This window comes from Streptococcus sanguinis, assembly GCF_019929225.1.
Taxonomy (GTDB): domain Bacteria; phylum Bacillota; class Bacilli; order Lactobacillales; family Streptococcaceae; genus Streptococcus; species Streptococcus sanguinis_J.
Genome location: NZ_JAHZPA010000001.1, coordinates 707230 through 723712, shown reverse-complemented (window position 1 = coordinate 723712; position 16483 = coordinate 707230). Strand labels below are relative to the sequence as shown.

Annotated in this window: 19 protein-coding genes and 1 other annotated feature; all 19 genes read left to right on the top strand. The window is 41.5% G+C overall.

Annotated features, from left to right (window positions below; all coding sequences use genetic code 11):
* The first annotated feature begins 163 nt into the window (after window positions 1-163).
* Window positions 164-538 carry a DUF1149 family protein gene (locus K1I80_RS03645; RefSeq protein ID WP_002915309.1) on the top strand — a complete coding sequence of 125 codons (375 nt, stop codon included), beginning with the start codon at window positions 164-166 and terminating at the stop codon, window positions 536-538.
* Window positions 539-540: 2 nt separating this feature from the next.
* Window positions 541-1389 carry a DegV family protein gene (locus K1I80_RS03640; RefSeq protein ID WP_111675871.1) on the top strand — a complete coding sequence of 283 codons (849 nt, stop codon included), beginning with the start codon at window positions 541-543 and terminating at the stop codon, window positions 1387-1389.
* A gap of 41 nt (window positions 1390-1430) precedes the next feature.
* Window positions 1431-2198 (top strand): 4-hydroxy-tetrahydrodipicolinate reductase, encoded by a 768-nt coding sequence (dapB, locus tag K1I80_RS03635; protein ID WP_223312855.1) that lies wholly within the window; start codon window positions 1431-1433, stop codon window positions 2196-2198.
* Entirely contained in the window at window positions 2195-3394 is a 1200-nt protein-coding gene (locus tag K1I80_RS03630) for a CCA tRNA nucleotidyltransferase (RefSeq protein ID WP_223312856.1), read from the top strand. The genes dapB and K1I80_RS03630 overlap by 4 nt, the downstream gene beginning before the upstream one ends.
* On the top strand, window positions 3391-5259 hold the full coding sequence (locus tag K1I80_RS03625) for an ABC-F family ATP-binding cassette domain-containing protein (RefSeq protein WP_223312857.1): 1869 nt from the start codon (window positions 3391-3393) through the stop codon (window positions 5257-5259). Before K1I80_RS03630 ends, K1I80_RS03625 begins: the two co-directional genes overlap by 4 nt.
* On the top strand, window positions 5256-5843 hold the full coding sequence (locus tag K1I80_RS03620; protein ID WP_223311382.1) for a hypothetical protein: 588 nt from the start codon (window positions 5256-5258) through the stop codon (window positions 5841-5843). The genes K1I80_RS03625 and K1I80_RS03620 overlap by 4 nt, the downstream gene beginning before the upstream one ends.
* Before the next feature lie 71 nt (window positions 5844-5914).
* On the top strand, window positions 5915-6325 hold the full coding sequence (locus K1I80_RS03615) for a GNAT family N-acetyltransferase (RefSeq protein WP_223311383.1): 411 nt from the start codon (window positions 5915-5917) through the stop codon (window positions 6323-6325).
* Between the two features lie 112 nt (window positions 6326-6437).
* Window positions 6438-7397 carry an ROK family glucokinase gene (locus K1I80_RS03610; protein WP_002909823.1) on the top strand — a complete coding sequence of 320 codons (960 nt, stop codon included), beginning with the start codon at window positions 6438-6440 and terminating at the stop codon, window positions 7395-7397.
* A gap of 104 nt (window positions 7398-7501) precedes the next feature.
* Window positions 7502-8341 (top strand): thymidylate synthase, encoded by an 840-nt coding sequence (locus tag K1I80_RS03605; RefSeq protein WP_223311384.1) that lies wholly within the window; start codon window positions 7502-7504, stop codon window positions 8339-8341.
* A 124-nt stretch (window positions 8342-8465) separates the two neighbouring features.
* Window positions 8466-8978, top strand: coding sequence for a dihydrofolate reductase (locus tag K1I80_RS03600; RefSeq protein WP_223311385.1), 513 nt, complete (start codon window positions 8466-8468; stop codon window positions 8976-8978).
* Window positions 8979-9202: 224 nt separating this feature from the next.
* Window positions 9203-10432 carry an ATP-dependent Clp protease ATP-binding subunit ClpX gene (clpX, locus tag K1I80_RS03595; protein ID WP_002895582.1) on the top strand — a complete coding sequence of 410 codons (1230 nt, stop codon included), beginning with the start codon at window positions 9203-9205 and terminating at the stop codon, window positions 10430-10432.
* Between the two features lie 10 nt (window positions 10433-10442).
* Window positions 10443-11033 carry a ribosome biogenesis GTP-binding protein YihA/YsxC gene (yihA, locus tag K1I80_RS03590; protein WP_223312858.1) on the top strand — a complete coding sequence of 197 codons (591 nt, stop codon included), beginning with the start codon at window positions 10443-10445 and terminating at the stop codon, window positions 11031-11033.
* Window positions 11034-11178: 145 nt separating this feature from the next.
* Window positions 11179-11877, top strand: coding sequence for a glucosaminidase domain-containing protein (locus K1I80_RS03585; protein ID WP_223312859.1), 699 nt, complete (start codon window positions 11179-11181; stop codon window positions 11875-11877).
* 122 nt (window positions 11878-11999) lie between these two features.
* Window positions 12000-12947 (top strand): homocysteine S-methyltransferase, encoded by a 948-nt coding sequence (gene mmuM / locus K1I80_RS03580; RefSeq protein ID WP_223312860.1) that lies wholly within the window; start codon window positions 12000-12002, stop codon window positions 12945-12947.
* Window positions 12948-13060: 113 nt separating this feature from the next.
* Complete coding sequence (locus K1I80_RS03575) at window positions 13061-13858, top strand: formate/nitrite transporter family protein (RefSeq protein WP_125356896.1); 798 nt, start codon at window positions 13061-13063, stop codon at window positions 13856-13858.
* A gap of 237 nt (window positions 13859-14095) precedes the next feature.
* The gene (locus tag K1I80_RS03570) at window positions 14096-14437 is read left to right on the top strand and encodes a hypothetical protein (RefSeq protein ID WP_002906630.1); all 342 of its coding nucleotides are present in this window, start codon (window positions 14096-14098) and stop codon (window positions 14435-14437) included.
* Window positions 14438-14501: 64 nt separating this feature from the next.
* Window positions 14502-15173, top strand: coding sequence for a hypothetical protein (locus tag K1I80_RS03565; RefSeq protein ID WP_223312861.1), 672 nt, complete (start codon window positions 14502-14504; stop codon window positions 15171-15173).
* A 113-nt stretch (window positions 15174-15286) separates the two neighbouring features.
* Window positions 15287-15422, top strand: a sequence feature (ribosomal protein L10 leader region).
* Window positions 15423-15459: 37 nt separating this feature from the next.
* A complete protein-coding gene (gene rplJ / locus K1I80_RS03560; RefSeq protein ID WP_002897628.1) occupies window positions 15460-15960 on the top strand; it encodes a 50S ribosomal protein L10 in 501 nt (166 codons plus the stop codon).
* Between the two features lie 72 nt (window positions 15961-16032).
* Window positions 16033-16401: a 50S ribosomal protein L7/L12 gene (gene rplL, locus K1I80_RS03555; RefSeq protein WP_002895571.1), complete on the top strand. Its 369-nt coding sequence runs from the start codon at window positions 16033-16035 to the stop codon at window positions 16399-16401.
* Window positions 16402-16483: the final 82 nt, after the last annotated feature.

Sequence of the window (16483 nt, the reverse complement as noted above, 5' to 3'; positions counted from 1 at the left end):
CCACTCAACCACTGCGTCTTGCTCGACAATCCAAAGACAATTGAGAGGCTAGGACTTTTATCCCAGCCTCTTTTTTGTGTTTTCTGGCCTGCAAATTTTAGCATGGAAACTTCGCTCGATATATGGTATAATGGGCCTATCGCATATTTTTAGGAGAATAAAAATGAACATACAGCGCGAAAAAGAATTTGTTAGTCAGTACCATTTTGACGCCCGAAATTTTGAGTGGGAAAAAGAAAATGGAACACCTGAAACCAAGGTTGATGTGAATTTCCAATTGGTCAAAAGAGATGTCGAAGCCCACACAACTTCGTTGATTGTGATTTTGACCTTTATGATTGTTTTTGAAAATTTTGTTATCAGCGGAACTATTTCGCAAGCCAACCACATTCACGGTCGTCTTATTGAGGAACCGAGTGAATTTGACCACGATGAAGTAGAAGAGCTGGCTCGGCCTTGCCTGACCATGCTCAACCGCTTGACTTATGAAGTGACAGAAATTGCTCTGGATTTGCCAGGCATTAATTTGGAGTTTTAATCATGAAGTTAGCGGTTATCACAGATTCATCGGCCTATCTGCCAGCTTCGCTGCTAGAGAACGAAAATCTTTTCGTCTTGGACATTCCGGTCGTGATTGACGGTGAGTCTTATGTCGAAGGCAGAAACTTAACAGCCAGTGAATTTTATGAAAAAATGGCTCAGTCAGATGAACTACCCAAGACCAGTCAGCCTAGCATTGCGGACCTAGAAGAGATTCTCACCATTCTAGACGGCAAAGACTATACTCATGTTCTGGGACTCTTTCTATCTCGCGGAATTTCTGGTTTTTATCAAAACATTCAGTATCTGAAAGATGAATTTCACGGTTTGCAAATTGCCTTTCCGGATTCTAAGATTACCAGTGCACCGCTCGGTATTATGGTTCAATCTGCTCTAGAGTGGGCAGAAGAAGGACTAGATTTTGAAACAATTTTAGCTAATGTTCAAAAGCAGATTGATGGCACCAGCGCCTTTATCATGGTGGACGACTTGGACCACTTGGTCAAAGGAGGACGCCTGTCTAACGGTGCAGCTATTCTGGGAAATCTGCTCAGTATCAAGCCTATTCTGTATTTTAACAATCATGGTGTGATAGAAGTTTTTGAAAAGATTCGGACGGAGAAGAAGGCTACCAAGCGTATACTGGAACTTGTCCAAGAAAGAACAGCAGGCGGTGCTTATCAGATTATGGTTATCCATGGCAATGCTCCAGAAAAAGCAGCTGAGCTTCAGCAAAATCTGCTAGACAGCGGTATTGCTAGTGAAGTCCCTATCGTAACCTTTGGCAGTGTCATTGGAACGCATCTAGGCAAGGGGAGTGTTGCACTTGCTTATATTCCTGTGATTTGATTGTCTGAATGTCTGAGTTTGTCTCTGTAAGGAGGAGAAACATGAGTATCAAAGTTATTATTGCTGGTTTTAAAGGAAAAATGGGCCAAGCAGCCTACAAAATGGTGACAGAAGATCCTGAATTAGAATTAGTTGGTTTGCTGGATCCTTTTACGGATGAAAAAGAAGTGGCTGCTGTTCCCGTCTTCAATGCCAAGGAAGAATTGGCTGGGCTAGAAGCCCATGTCTGGGTTGATTTTACAACCCCAAAAGTAGCTTATGACAATACTCACTTCGCTCTAGACCAGGGATTTTGCCCAGTTGTCGGAACTACAGGTTTTACTCCAGAGCAGTTGGATGAGTTAATTGCATTGTCTAAGGAAAAGCAGTTGGGCGGACTGATTGCGCCGAACTTTGCCTTGGGAGCTGTTTTGTTGATGCAGTTTGCGGCTCAGGCAGCCAAGTATTTCCCAAATGTAGAAATCATCGAGCTGCATCATGACCAGAAAAAGGATGCTCCGAGTGGGACTGCTATCAAGACAGCCGAGCTCATCAGCCAAGTCAGACCGAGCAAGCAGCAGGGAGCTGCTGATGAGGAAGAGTCTATAGCTGGCGCCCGTGGAGCTGATTTCGATGGCATGCGTATCCATTCAGTTCGCTTGCCTGGTCTAGTTGCGCATCAGGAAGTAATCTTTGGCAGTCAGGGAGAGGGATTGACCCTGCGGCATGATTCCTATGACCGTGCTTCCTTTATGACAGGAGTTAATCTTGCCATTAAAGAAGTTGTCAAACGCTCAGAATTAGTCTATGGATTGGAACATTTACTATGAGATTAGAAACTCTGCCTTCTGAATTTCAGGAGGCTTTGCCAGTATTAGAGAAGATAAAAGCGGCTGGCTTTGAAGCTTATTTTGTTGGGGGCTCTGTTCGAGATGCCCTTTTACAGCGACCTATTCACGATGTGGATATCGCTAGCTCCAGCTATCCTGAGGAAACCAAGCGTATCTTTGACCGTACAGTTGATGTGGGGATTGAGCATGGAACCGTCTTGGTCTTGGAAAATAACCACGAATACGAAGTGACGACTTTCCGGACCGAGGATGTCTATGTGGACTACCGCAGGCCTAGTAAGGTTTCTTTTGTGCGTTCTTTGGAGGAAGACCTCAAGCGACGCGATTTTACCATCAATGCCCTAGCTTTGGATGAAAACGGTCAAGTCATCGATCTTTTCCAAGGCTTGGATGACTTGGAAAATCAGATTTTGCAGGCAGTTGGGACGGCTGCAGAGCGTTTTAATGAAGATGCTCTCCGTATCATGCGGGGCTTTCGTTTTCAGGCTGCCTTGGATTTTGACATAGAGCAAGATACTTTTGTGGCTATGAAGGATTGCGCTCCCTTGATGGAAAAAATTTCAGTTGAACGAATTTTTATCGAGTTTGACAAGCTACTGCTGGCTCCATTTTGGCGCAAGGGTTTAGAAGCACTCTTGACAAGCGGTGCCATAGAATTTTTGCCAGATTTGAAGGGGAGCAGAGCTAAGTTAGAACGGCTCTTTGACTTGGCTTCAGATTTTCGCTTTTCAGCATCTGAACAGGCTTGGGCAGCCCTTTTACTGGCTTTAGATGTGCAAAATGTCAAAGGTTTTCTGAAAAAATGGAAGACTTCTCGTGAATTTGCCAAGAAAGTAGAAGACTTGGTTGAGATTGCGGCCATCCGCTCAGAACGAGACTTGACCAAGCGCGACTGCTATGACTATGATATTAACTTATTGCTACAAGCAGAAGAACTCCGAAAGGCGCAAGGTTTGGCAGTTGATTTCTCTGCGATTCAGAATCTTGATGCTAGTCTAACTATTCATAACAAGCAGGAAATGGTTGTTAATGGTGGTATGCTGATGCGGGAGTTCGGCTTTGAGCCTGGACCAAAACTGGGTCAAATTCTGAAAGAGTTGGAATACGCTATTGTAGATGGCTACTTACCTAATGACTTAGAGGTCATTTACGCCTATATCAAGGAGAAAAAATGAGCGATTTTATCGTTGACAAGCTAACCAAATCAGTAGGAGATAAGACTGTTTTTCGGGATATTTCCTTTATCATTCATGACCTAGACCGGATTGGTCTGATTGGTGTCAATGGAACAGGAAAGACAACGCTGCTGGATGTGTTGTCGGGCAAGTCGGGCTTTGACGGAGATGTCAGCCCTTTTTCTGCTAAGATAGGCTATAAGATTGCTTATTTGACTCAGGAGCCTGATTTTGATGAGGAGCAGACGGTGCTTGATACTGTTTTGTCCAGTGATTTACGGGAAATGCAGTTGATTCGAGAATATGAGCTGCTCCTGACGGCTTATGATGAAAGCCAACAGTCAAGACTAGAAGCGGTTATGGCCGAGATGGACTCGCTCCATGCTTGGGAAATCGAAAGTCAGGTCAAGACGGTTCTGTCCAAGCTTGGTCTGACTAATCTGTCACTTAAGGTTGGTCAGTTATCAGGAGGTCTTCGTCGCCGAGTTCAGCTGGCTCAGGTTCTCTTAGGTGATGCCGATTTGCTCTTGCTGGACGAGCCGACCAACCACCTAGATATTGATACCATTGAATGGCTGACGCATTTCTTGAAAAATTCAAAGAAGACCGTGCTTTTCATCACCCATGATCGCTATTTCTTGGATAATATTTCGACACGGATTTTTGAGCTGGATGGCGGTCGCTTGATTGAATACCAGGGAAATTATCAAGACTATGTCCGTCTCAAGGCAGAGCAGAATGAGCGGGATGTGGCCTTGCTTCATAAGAAGCAGCAGTTATACAAGCAGGAGCTTTCCTGGATGCGACGGCAGCCTCAGGCTCGGGCAACCAAGCAACAGGCTCGTATCAATCGTTTCCATGACCTCAAGAAAGATTTGGCAGGCCAGACGACTGACAGCAATCTGGAAATGAACTTTGAAACCAGCCGTATCGGTAAGAAGGTTATCGAGTTTCAAAATGTAGACTTTGCTTATGACCAAAAGCTTATTCTCTCTCAATTTAGTCTTTTAATCCAGAACAAGGACCGAATTGGGATTGTCGGAGATAACGGTGTTGGTAAGTCGACCTTGCTCAATCTGATTGCCGGTAAACTTCAGCCTCAGGCTGGCCAGCTTATTATCGGAGAGACAGTCCGAGTGGCCTATTTCTCTCAGCAGATTGAGGGCTTGGATGAGTCTAAGCGAGTTATTAATTACCTGCAAGAAGTGGCTGAGGAGGTCAAGGTAGGCAGTGGAACGACTTCCATTGCAGAACTCTTAGAGCAGTTTCTTTTTCCTCGTTCTACTCATGGGACTTTAATCGAAAAGCTTTCTGGTGGAGAGAAAAAGCGACTTTATCTGCTCAAGCTTCTCTTGGAAAAGCCGAATGTCTTGCTTCTTGATGAGCCGACCAATGATTTGGATATTGCGACTCTGACAGTCTTGGAGAATTTTCTGCAAGGCTTTGCCGGGCCAGTCATTACAGTCAGCCACGACCGCTATTTCCTAGACAAGGTAGCCAGCAAGATTTTGGCTTTTGAGGATGGGGTGATCAGAGAATTTTTCGGAAATTACACGGATTACTTAGATGAAAAAGCCTTTCTAGCAGAAAGCTCTGCTATTTCCCAAAAGGCGGAAAAGGAAAAATCGGCCAAGGTGCGCGAGGAGAAAAAGCGTATGAGCTACTTTGAAAAGCAGGAGTGGGAGTCCATTGAGGCTGATATCGAGGCGCTGGAGGAGCGGATTTCTGAGATTGAAGCGGCCATGCAAGAGAATGGATCTGACTTTGCTCGCCTGTCTCAACTCCAGCAAGAACTGGATGAGCAGAACGAGAAACTGCTGGAAAAATACGAGCGCTATGAATACCTGAGTGGGTTAAACGAATGAAAGAAGTAGTGTTTAGTCAGAGCTGGTTGAAGATATTCATCTTAGCTATATCGGCGAGCGCTCTTGCTGTCTTTATGACTACAGTTCTTGTATTACCATCTAAAAACGGATACCTATTATTCGATTCCAATATTTCTGTGATTGAAAAAATGTTTTTAGTGATAGGTACAATTGTTTTTGATTTTCTCTCTATTTTGGTATGGATTTGTTTGTTTAGGGATAAACGTTTTCTTCGTCTAACGGAACAGGGCTTTTACTTTAAACCCCTTCTTTTTAGAGAAGTTTCGTTTTATAGTTGGGAAGAAATCCAGAGAATAGACTATAGAATTGAACGTATTCGACATTATGCAAAATATCAATTATTCAATAAGAGTCATATTTTGACGATTTGTTTTCATTCAGTGGATCCTGCAGTTTTGAAGAGAAGTAGGCTTGCTTCTAGAAAGAGCAAAAGATATAAGTTTGGTATTCCTGAACCGTTAGAAATTACTCTTATGTTATTGAAAAAAGAGAAACCAAAATATATTTATGAAACGATGATGGATTACCATAATCAATGGCGAGCAAATCAGAAGGATATTTAAAGTGAAGATATAGTCCGAACAGTTTCATAAACTGTAAATCTAAAACCTTTAGAGATGGAACGGAGGCATCTATGAAACTAAGATTAGAAAATACCGACTCGAAGAAGACACAGGAACTGGGAAATTTGATCAGGGCCTACAATCAATCTAAGAGGGAGCCCTCCAAAAGCGAACCTCTTAACATCTATGTGGAAGACGAACAAGGAAATCTGATGGCTGGTATGGCGGCTGAAACTTTTGGTAATTGGCTGGAGATTGAGTATTTGTATGTGAGCGAAGATTTACGAGGGCAAGGCATAGGCTCAAAAATACTGTGCAAGGCTGAACAAGAAGCCAGAGAAAGGAAATGCAAATGTTCATTTGTGGATACTTATCAGTTTCAAGCCCCAGATTTTTATAAAAAGCACGGCTATACAGAAGTGTTCGCGTTGAAAGAATACCCCTATACTGGTGAAAGATACTATTATACAAAAGAGTTGTGATTTTACTTTGGGAATAAAGATGAATTCGATTTTCACTTTTCTTTATGCAAACCTTTTCCTTACTGAAAAAATCTGATATAATGATGATAAATAAAACACAGAGGAGAACATCATGTCGAAAAAAATAATCGGAATTGACCTTGGTGGAACATCTATTAAGTTTGCTATTTTAACCTCAGAGGGCGAAATTCAGGAAAAATGGTCCATTAAAACCAATGTTTTGGACGAAGGTAGCCACATCGTAGAGGATATGATTGAGTCAATCCTGCATCGTTTGGACTTGCTTCAGCTTTCAGCAGAGGATTTTATCGGAATTGGTATGGGATCGCCAGGAGTTGTTGACCGAGAAAAGGGCACTGTTATTGGTGCATACAACCTCAATTGGAAGACGCTACAGCCGGTCAAGGATAAGATTGAAAAAGCGACTGGGATTCCTTTCTATATCGACAATGACGCTAACGTTGCTGCTTTGGGTGAACGCTGGATGGGGGCTGGAGAAAACCAGCCTGATGTAGTCTTCATGACACTAGGTACAGGTGTTGGCGGAGGAATTGTTGCCGAAGGCAAGCTCTTGCATGGACTTGCTGGAGCAGCAGGAGAGTTGGGCCACATCACTGTTGACTTTGATCAGCCAATTCTGTGTACCTGTGGCAAGAAAGGCTGCCTAGAGACTGTTGCATCTGCGACTGGTATTGTCAATCTGACTCGTCGCTATGCTGATGAGTATGCTGGTGATGCAGAGCTGAAAAAACTGATTGACAATGGTGAAGATGTTAATGCAAAGGTTGTCTTCGACTTGGCGAAAGAGGGCGATGAGCTGGCTCTGATTGTCTATCGCAATTTTGCTCGCTATCTAGGAATTGCCTGTGCCAATATAGGCTCTATTCTCAATCCATCTACAATTGTTATTGGTGGTGGCGTGTCAGCTGCAGGTGATTTCTTACTTGATGGCGTTCGCAAGGTTTATGAAGAGAATAGCTTCCCGCAGGTTCGTACTTCAACCAAGTTGGCCTTGGCTACTCTTGGAAATGATGCTGGCGTTATCGGGGCAGCTTCATTGGTATTACAATAATTCTACAAGTATGCTTCATTTGTTCTCCTGCAGAAAGGCCTGTAGGAGAATTTTTGTGGAAAATTTGCTATACTAGAAAAAGCTCACTGAACGAAGGAGAAATCATGACGTTAGCAGATACGATTTTCAAAGAGAATATTAAAAAAATTATGGAGCAGGGTGTTTTTTCTGAAAATGCCCGTCCGCGCTACAAGAATGGAAATGTGGCCAATTCCAAATATATCACTGGTTCTTTTGCGGAATACGATTTGAGCAAGGGCGAGTTTCCAATCACAACTCTACGCCCTATCGCTATCAAGTCTGCCATCAAGGAAGTCCTTTGGATCTATCAAGACCAGTCTAATAGTCTGGAATTGCTCAACGACAAGTATAATGTTCACTACTGGAATGACTGGGAAGTTGGCGATACAGGTACTATCGGGCAGCGCTACGGAGCTGTTGTCAAGAAGCACAATATTATCCATAAAATTCTCCAACAGCTGGAAGCCAATCCTTGGAACCGTCGAAATATCATCTCTCTCTGGGATTATGAAGCTTTTGAAGAAACAGATGGCTTGCTTCCATGCGCTTTTCAAACCATGTTTGACGTTCGGCGTGTAGATGGAGACATTTATCTGGATGCGACTCTGACTCAGCGCTCAAATGATATGTTGGTTGCTCACCATATCAATGCTATGCAGTATGTGGCTCTGCAGATGATGATTGCCAAGCATTTCGGCTGGAAGGTCGGCAAGTTCTTTTACTTTATCAATAACTTGCACATCTATGACAATCAGTTCGAGCAGGCGGAGGAGCTATTGCGTCGGGAACCTAGCGACTGTCAACCTCGACTCGTGTTAAATGTGCCGGATGGAACCAATTTCTTTGATATCAAAGCAGAAGATTTTGAGTTGCTGGACTATAATCCTGTTAAACCTCAGCTGAAGTTTGATTTGGCTATTTAACGATTTTGATAAGTGTATGCGAAAACTGCCAACCTCTGCAAAAGTTCTGCTTGAATCATACTTTAAACATGCCTTTTTACAGCAAATTTGATAGAATAGAGTTACTAATACAAAGGATAAAAGGATGACAAAGAAGATTATTGCCATTTGGGCTCAGGCAGAGGATGGTCTGATTGGAAAAGACAAGGTCATGCCCTGGCATCTACCGGCAGAATTGCAGCATTTTAAGTCAACGACGACTGGACATGCTATTTTGATGGGGCGAGTGACCTTTGATGGTTTGCAGCGTCGCGTTTTGCCAAATCGGATTAGTCTGATTTTGAGCAGGGACAAGAACTATCAAGTTGACAATGAAAATGTCTTGCTGTTCAGCAATGTGGAAGATGTCTTGGATTGGTACCACAAGCAAGATAGAAACTTGTATATTATTGGCGGAGCGCAGATTATCAGGGCTTTTGAGCCGTTTTTGGAAGAATTGATTCAGACTCAGATTGCTGCTAAGTTGGAAGGAGATACCTATTTCCCTGAGACATTTGACTGGGCTCCTTATCAGGAAGTTAGCAGTGAATTTCATGCCAAAGATGAAAAGAATCCTTATGATTTCACTATAAAAAGATACCAAAGGAAGGACTCGTAAGAATGGAACGTAGTATTTTTGGTTTTTTTACGGCCTTTTTATGTGTCATTTGTCTTATTTGTGCCGTTCAAACCTTTCGGAAAAAGCGGTTTGGACTGGCAGCTTTATTTTTGCTGAATGCTTTTACAAACTTGGTAAATTCCATTCATGCTTTTTATATGACACTGTTTTAACATGTACGAAAGAAAATAAATAGATTTAGAATTTTAGAATTGGAGTAAACAATGCCTACAAGTCGTAATGATGATATGATGGTTTTTTGTTCTTTCTGTGGGAAGAACCAAGATGAGGTGCAGAAGATTATCGCTGGAAACAATGCCTTTATCTGTAATGAATGTGTGGAGTTGGCACAGGAGATTATCCGTGAAGAGCTGGCCGAGGAAGTGCTGGCAGATCTGTCTGAGGTGCCAAAACCTCAGGAGCTGCTGAATATCTTGAACCACTATGTTATCGGGCAAGACCGAGCTAAGCGTGCCTTGGCAGTAGCGGTCTATAATCACTACAAGCGTATTAACTACCACGACAGCCGCGAAGAAGAAGATGTGGAACTTCAAAAGTCAAATATTTTGATGATTGGTCCGACCGGGTCAGGTAAGACCTTTCTGGCGCAGACTCTTGCTCGCAGCCTTAATGTGCCTTTCGCCATTGCGGACGCAACAGCTTTGACTGAAGCTGGTTATGTCGGAGAAGATGTTGAAAATATCCTGCTCAAGCTTTTACAGGCGGCTGACTTTAATATTGAGCGTGCGGAACGTGGCATTATCTATGTCGATGAGATTGACAAGATTGCTAAGAAAGGTGAGAACGTCTCAATTACTCGTGATGTTTCAGGTGAAGGGGTTCAACAAGCCCTTTTGAAGATTATTGAAGGAACTGTAGCTAGTGTTCCGCCGCAAGGTGGACGCAAGCATCCGCAGCAGGAAATGATTCAGGTTGATACCAAGAATATTCTCTTCATTGTTGGCGGTGCTTTTGACGGTATTGAAGAAATTGTAAAACAGCGCTTGGGTGAGAAAATCATTGGTTTCGGTCAGAACAACCGAGCAATCGACGAAGATAGTTCCTATATGCAGGAAATTATCTCAGAAGACGTCCAAAAGTTCGGGATTATCCCAGAGTTGATTGGTCGTTTGCCTGTTTTTGCTGCTCTGGAGCAACTAACAGTTGATGATTTGGTTCGGATTTTGAAAGAGCCTAGAAACGCCCTTATTAAGCAGTATCAGGCACTTCTGTCTTATGATGATGTTAAGCTTGAATTTGACGAAGATGCTCTGCAGGAGATTGCAAATAAAGCGATTGAACGTAAAACAGGTGCACGCGGTCTTCGATCAATCATCGAAGAAACTATGATGGATGTCATGTTTGAAGTTCCAAGTCAGGAAAATGTCAAACTTGTCCGTATTACCAAAGAAGCAGTAGATGGAACAGATAAGCCTATTCTAGAAACTGCCTAACGAGGTGCTTATGGAAATCAATACCCACAACGCAGAGATTTTGCTGAGTGCAGCTAATAAATCGCACTACCCTCAAGATGATATTCCAGAGATTGCCTTAGCTGGCCGATCAAACGTCGGAAAGTCCAGCTTCATCAATACACTGCTTAATCGTAAGAATTTAGCGCGAACTTCAGGAAAACCTGGAAAAACTCAGCTGCTAAACTTTTTCAACATTGATGACAAGTTGCGTTTTGTTGATGTGCCAGGTTATGGCTATGCCCGTGTTTCCAAAAAAGAGCGTGAAAAATGGGGCCGGATGATTGAGGAGTATCTGACCAGTCGTGAAAATCTCAGAGCGGTTGTAAGCCTTGTCGATCTTCGGCATGATCCGAGCGCAGATGATGTGCAGATGTATGAATTTCTGAAATATTATGACATTCCAGTTATCCTAGTAGCAACCAAAGCTGATAAAATCCCTCGCGGAAAATGGAATAAACACGAGTCAGCTATTAAGAAAAAACTGGACTTTGACAGAAATGATGATTTCATTCTTTTTTCCTCAGTCACCAAGGATGGCTTAGATGCTGCTTGGGACGCTATTTTGTCAAAAATTCAATAATACGAATTAAATCCAACTCAAAAAACGAGTTGGATTTTTTGAAATAAAACGAAAAATGTCATATACTTGTAAATTATCAATAGTGTTTTTTTAATCTTTAGTATGTTACAATGGTATCATTAACATCTTATTCAGGAGAAGTGCTGTGAAAAAGAGAATTTCAAAAAAAGGTAAGAGAATCCTTTCAGCTTTATTCATCATGACAACGACGATTGCTGTTGGTTTTGTCTTGGCCAAGCATATTAATCCTGCTAGTGCCAATAATAGCGACCAGCAGCCCATGAATCAAACAGACTACTTCATCTCACAAATCGGTGAGCCGGCGCGTCAGTTGGGACAGGACAATGATCTTTATGCTTCTGTTATGATTGCTCAGGCTATTTTAGAAAGTGGATCAGGGCAGTCTGGTCTGTCTGGTGAACCTCATTATAACCTTTTCGGTATCAAAGGTCACTATGATGGCCAGTCTGCTAATATGGAGACTTGGGAAGATGATGGAGAGGGAAATGCCTACACCATCAACGACAGTTTCCGTTCATATCCTAGCTATGTAGAGTCTTTGCAAGACTATGTTGCGGTTCTCAAACAGGGGCATTTTGCAGGCGCATGGAAGAGTAATGCACCAAACTATCAGGATGCAACAGCTGCCCTGACTGGTGTCTATGCGACAGATACCAGCTATAATGCTAAATTGAATTATATTATTGAAAAATACGATTTGACTCGCTTTGATTCACCACTCTATGAGTCTGGTGCTGGCTATATCGTTTACAATCCTTATCGTCAGCAATATACTACTCAAGACATCTTGGATGTCGATACAGCCTGGGCGAATAGATTTTAATGAAGACAACAAAAAAGAGGGAGACCTCTTTTTTATGTCGCCTTGCTGATCTCTCTAGTCTCGAATTTTCGTATTCGCTAGTGTTGATCCTGCTTACTTAAGAAGATTTTTAGGAGTATTTCATGGGAAAATTTAAAGATTTACTTGAAAACCAAGAAATTATTATTTTAGATGGAGCCTTAGGTACAGAGTTGGAAAGTCTGGGTTATGATGTATCTGGTAAGCTTTGGTCCGCTCAATACCTATTAGACCAGCCTCAGATTATTCAAGATGTGCATGAAAGCTATGTGAGAGCTGGCAGTGACATCATCACTACGTCCAGTTATCAGGCCAGCATTCCAGCATTTATAGAGGCAGGACTAACTCCCGAAAAGGCTTATGATCTTTTGAAAGAGACAGTCTTCTTAGCACAAAAGGCAATCCAAAATGTCTGGCAAGCATTATCTCCAGAAGTGCAAAAGCAGCGATCCTATCCTCTAGTTGCAGGCTCGGTAGGGCCTTATGCTGCCTATTTAGCTGATGGTTCGGAGTATACGGGGGACTACCAGCTGAGCGAAGAGGAATTCCAAGAGTTTCACCGTCCGCGTATCCAAGCTTTATTAGAAGCTGGGAGTGACTTGCTGGCTCTTGAAACGATTCCAAATGGAGCAGAAGCGGTAGCAATCCTCCGACTTTTAGCTGAGGAATTTCCGCAGGCTGAGGCTTATTTGTCCTTTGTCGCCCAGTCGGAGAATGCCATATCAGATGGCACTAAGATTGAGGAATTAGGAAACTTGGCTCAAGAAAGTCCACAAGTCTTGGCAGTTGGTTTTAACTGTACAGCCCCGCATTTAATTACTCCTTTATTAGATGGGCTTGGACAAGTGTGCAACAAACCTTTTCTGACCTATCCAAACTCTGGCGAAACTTATAACGGCTTGACCAAGACTTGGCATGACGATCCAGAGCAGGAGCGGAGCTTGCTGGAAAATAGTAAACTTTGGAAAAATCAAGGAGTGCGTCTTTTTGGTGGTTGCTGTCGAACACGGCCAGAAGATATTACTCGGTTAGCAAAAGGATTTAAGGGTTGAAAATAGATTTTCAATCCTTTTTTAGAAAATTTAAAAAGGTTCTCGAAAACGCTATCAAAAGCAAGAACTTTGTGATATACTATACATAGTTTAAATTAATAGGAGAATCTTTTATGCCTGAATCGACATTTATCCCTAAAATTGAAGCAGCTTGCCGCAAAAAAGAAGCTTTGTTTGATACAAGCAAGGCCAAGTACGCTGTTCGTTCCATCTTTGCTGGAGCTTTCCTAACCTTTAGTACTGGTGCTGGAGCTATTGCGGCAGATTTGACGAATAAGATTGTTCCAGGAACTGGGCGTTTTCTCTTTCCTTTCATCTTTGCTTGGGGATTGGCTTACATTGTCTTTCTAAATGCAGAGTTGGTGACTTCCAATATGATGTTTCTAACTGCTGGTACCTTTTTGAAGAAGATTGACTGGAAAAAAGCCTTGATGATTTTGCTTTATTGTACCTTTTTCAATCTGATTGGCGCTTTGATTGCCGGCTGGCTCTTTGCTAACTCGGCTGCTTATGCAGGGCTTAGCAAAGATAGTTTCATTTCTGGTGTTGTGCAGATGAAGCTTGCCCGATCTAATGAGCTGATTCTGCTTGAGGGAGTGTTAGCCAATATCTTTGTTAATATCGCTATTCTTTCCTTCGTTTTGGTCAAAGATAGTACAGCTAAGCTCTTCTTAGTTATATCAGCCATTTATATGTTTGTATTCCTAACTAACGAACACTTGGCAGCCAACTTTGCTTCCTTCGCTATCGTGAAATTCAGCTCAGCAGCAGCGGAAGTGCAAAATTTTGGTATTGGAAATATCCTACGACACTGGGGCGTAACCTTTATCGGTAACCTCATCGGTGGTGGTCTACTCATAGGTTTGCCGTACGCTTGGTTTAATAAAAAGGAAGAACATTACGTAGATTAAAATGCAGCCTTGGGGCTGTATTTTTTTGAAAAAATATTTGGATTTTACACTTTAAAGGTCTAATTTAAACCAAGTGTAAATTCCTTTCAGTTCTTTAGTACGATCTTTGACTAACTTTCTAGTCTCTTTTTTAATGTTCATTGCCTATCAATCTCTAATATCTAAGCAAAACAGTTGACAGAATTATCGAAGTTTGTTAAATTAATTTGGTATATTATGTAATCAAAAGGAGATGTTATGAATAAGATTACTATTCAGTCACCAGATGGAAGAAAAGTCAAAACCTTGTCACCATCCTACTCTATTACAACGTTACTATTTAGTTTTTTTGTCCCGCTTTTTCGAAAGGACTGGAAATACTTTGGTATTATTTTAGGTTCTTTCTGCGCTTTGCTTGTTATTGCTGTGCTTTTCATTCCAGAAGATTTGTTAAAGCCAACTGGAACAGCCTTTAATTTCTTTTGGACTTTTTTCTATAATCGTTTTTGGATAAAAGATCGTGTTTTCAAAGATGGATGGCTGCCTGCAGATGAAGAAAGCAGAAGTCTACTTAAAAAGACTTTTCCTAATATGCCATAAAACTACTGGAATAAATTTTTTCTATGATAAACAAAGTTACATACACAAGAGGGAGGACTGAGATATGAAAGGAGATAAAGAATTGAGTTTAGGAGGAGCTGGGGGAAGTGGGAAAAGGATTAAGTTTTCGCCGCTAAAAGCTAGAATTTTGATGATGATTAGTCCAGTAATGAGTGCTATCTTCTTTGGTTTTTTTTCGTGCGGTTTTATTTATTATACATTGGAGTTAGGTATTTCATTTTGGCTAGATTTGATTCGTGAAAATTTTATGTTGATCATTTTCTTTATTTGGATCCATATGAGTTTAGTCGAGTCTATCTATAGAATGATAAAAAATAATCTTCTGTTAAACTGCAATATTCAGGAATTGAGAGATTGTTACCCTGAGCTTGAGGAGGACTGGCAAAATCTTAATGATGCGGACTACTTTGACGAAGATTTGCAAGTTTTGGTTTATGGCAATCATCTCATTTGTTACAGGACATTTGATATTGCCTACCTACCAGAATGTTCTAAGATAGATGCATTTATGAAGGTGTATGTTTTTCGTGTTTCCAGTGGTCATGAGTTGAGACGAGTTCATTTTTCTGCATGGTATCTTGATGGTAGTAAATCTGAAATCCGTACAAATGAGTTTCGAAGGTTTGTTGGAATGAATCAGAATGCTCATAAAGACGCCTTATTTGATTATTTAAGAGAGAACTTTGATTATATTGAACTCGAAACTTTCGACTAAGGGAAAGAAGTAGATATTAGTCAAGTAAGAAATTTGCAGAAAATAATGACTAAATTTAAAAAAGATTGTATAAAAAGCTTGCAATCTTTTTTTTCTTTTGCTATAATTATCAATGGTTTGAAAAAAAACTGCCTAAGACAGTAGGGGAGCTCGACTCATAAAGATCCTACCGAGGACAAAACGTATCATGTAAAAAGAAGCGTATTGTACTTTCGTGTCTAGGTTTGGGCGCGTTTTTCTTTTGGAAAATTCCCCAAGCAAAATAATTACGGAGGTGAAACACTAAATGAGTGAAGCTATTATTGCTAAAAAAGCGGAACTGGTTGACGCAGTTGCTGAAAAAATGAAAGCTGCTGCATCTATCGTCGTTGTCGACGCTCGTGGTTTGACTGTTGAGCAAGATACCGTTCTTCGTCGTGAGCTTCGTGGAAGCGAAGTTGAGTACAAAGTTATCAAAAACTCAATCTTGCGTCGTGCAGCTGAAAAAGCTGGACTTGAAGACCTGGCATCTGTTTTTGTTGGACCATCTGCAGTAGCATTTTCTAACGAAGATGTTGTTGCTCCAGCGAAAATCTTGAACGACTTTGCTAAGAACGCTGATGCACTTGAAATCAAAGGTGGTGCAATTGAAGGCGCTGTCGCATCAAAAGAAGAGATTCTTGCACTTGCAACTCTTCCAAACCGCGAAGGACTTCTTTCCATGCTCCTTTCTGTACTTCAAGCGCCAGTTCGCAACGTTGCACTTGCTGTCAAAGCAGTTGCAGACAACAAAGAAGACGCAGCTTAATCTTAAGCTACGCAGCGTAGCCTAGCTACGAAAAAATATTATAAATTTAAAAATTATTTGGAGGAAATAACAATGGCATTGAACATTGAAAACATTATTGCTGAAATTAAAGAAGCTTCAATCCTTGAATTGAACGACCTTGTAAAAGCTATCGAAGAAGAATTTGGTGTAACTGCAGCTGCTCCTGTAGCTGTAGCTGCTGCTGGTGCTGGTGAAGCTGCCGCTGCTAAAGATTCATTTGACGTTGAATTGACTGCAGCTGGTGACAAGAAAGTCGGCGTTATCAAAGTTGTACGTGAAATCACTGGTCTTGGCCTTAAAGAAGCTAAAGAACTTGTTGATGGTGCACCAAACGTTATCAAAGAAGGCGTTGCTGCAGCAGAAGCTGAAGAACTTAAAGCTAAATTGGAAGAAGCTGGTGCTTCTGTTACTCTTAAATAATAGAGTTTCCAATCATAGAAATCAACCAAGTCGAAAGACTTGGTTTTTTTGTATTCAAAAATCATTTTTATGTTAAAACGCT

Bases quoted from the DNA above. Each gene is read 5' to 3' on its own strand.
- K1I80_RS03645 (WP_002915309.1), top strand. From the start codon at position 164: ATGAACATACAGCGCGAAAAAGAATTTGTTAGTCAGTACCATTTTGAC.
- K1I80_RS03640 (WP_111675871.1), top strand. From the start codon at position 541: ATGAAGTTAGCGGTTATCACAGATTCATCGGCCTATCTGCCAGCTTCG.
- dapB (WP_223312855.1), top strand. From the start codon at position 1,431: ATGAGTATCAAAGTTATTATTGCTGGTTTTAAAGGAAAAATGGGCCAA.
- K1I80_RS03630 (WP_223312856.1), top strand. From the start codon at position 2,195: ATGAGATTAGAAACTCTGCCTTCTGAATTTCAGGAGGCTTTGCCAGTA.
- K1I80_RS03625 (WP_223312857.1), top strand. From the start codon at position 3,391: ATGAGCGATTTTATCGTTGACAAGCTAACCAAATCAGTAGGAGATAAG.
- K1I80_RS03620 (WP_223311382.1), top strand. From the start codon at position 5,256: ATGAAAGAAGTAGTGTTTAGTCAGAGCTGGTTGAAGATATTCATCTTA.
- K1I80_RS03615 (WP_223311383.1), top strand. From the start codon at position 5,915: ATGAAACTAAGATTAGAAAATACCGACTCGAAGAAGACACAGGAACTG.
- K1I80_RS03610 (WP_002909823.1), top strand. From the start codon at position 6,438: ATGTCGAAAAAAATAATCGGAATTGACCTTGGTGGAACATCTATTAAG.
- K1I80_RS03605 (WP_223311384.1), top strand. From the start codon at position 7,502: ATGACGTTAGCAGATACGATTTTCAAAGAGAATATTAAAAAAATTATG.
- K1I80_RS03600 (WP_223311385.1), top strand. From the start codon at position 8,466: ATGACAAAGAAGATTATTGCCATTTGGGCTCAGGCAGAGGATGGTCTG.
- clpX (WP_002895582.1), top strand. From the start codon at position 9,203: ATGCCTACAAGTCGTAATGATGATATGATGGTTTTTTGTTCTTTCTGT.
- yihA (WP_223312858.1), top strand. From the start codon at position 10,443: ATGGAAATCAATACCCACAACGCAGAGATTTTGCTGAGTGCAGCTAAT.
- mmuM (WP_223312860.1), top strand. From the start codon at position 12,000: ATGGGAAAATTTAAAGATTTACTTGAAAACCAAGAAATTATTATTTTA.
- K1I80_RS03575 (WP_125356896.1), top strand. From the start codon at position 13,061: ATGCCTGAATCGACATTTATCCCTAAAATTGAAGCAGCTTGCCGCAAA.
- K1I80_RS03570 (WP_002906630.1), top strand. From the start codon at position 14,096: ATGAATAAGATTACTATTCAGTCACCAGATGGAAGAAAAGTCAAAACC.
- K1I80_RS03565 (WP_223312861.1), top strand. From the start codon at position 14,502: ATGAAAGGAGATAAAGAATTGAGTTTAGGAGGAGCTGGGGGAAGTGGG.
- rplJ (WP_002897628.1), top strand. From the start codon at position 15,460: ATGAGTGAAGCTATTATTGCTAAAAAAGCGGAACTGGTTGACGCAGTT.
- rplL (WP_002895571.1), top strand. From the start codon at position 16,033: ATGGCATTGAACATTGAAAACATTATTGCTGAAATTAAAGAAGCTTCA.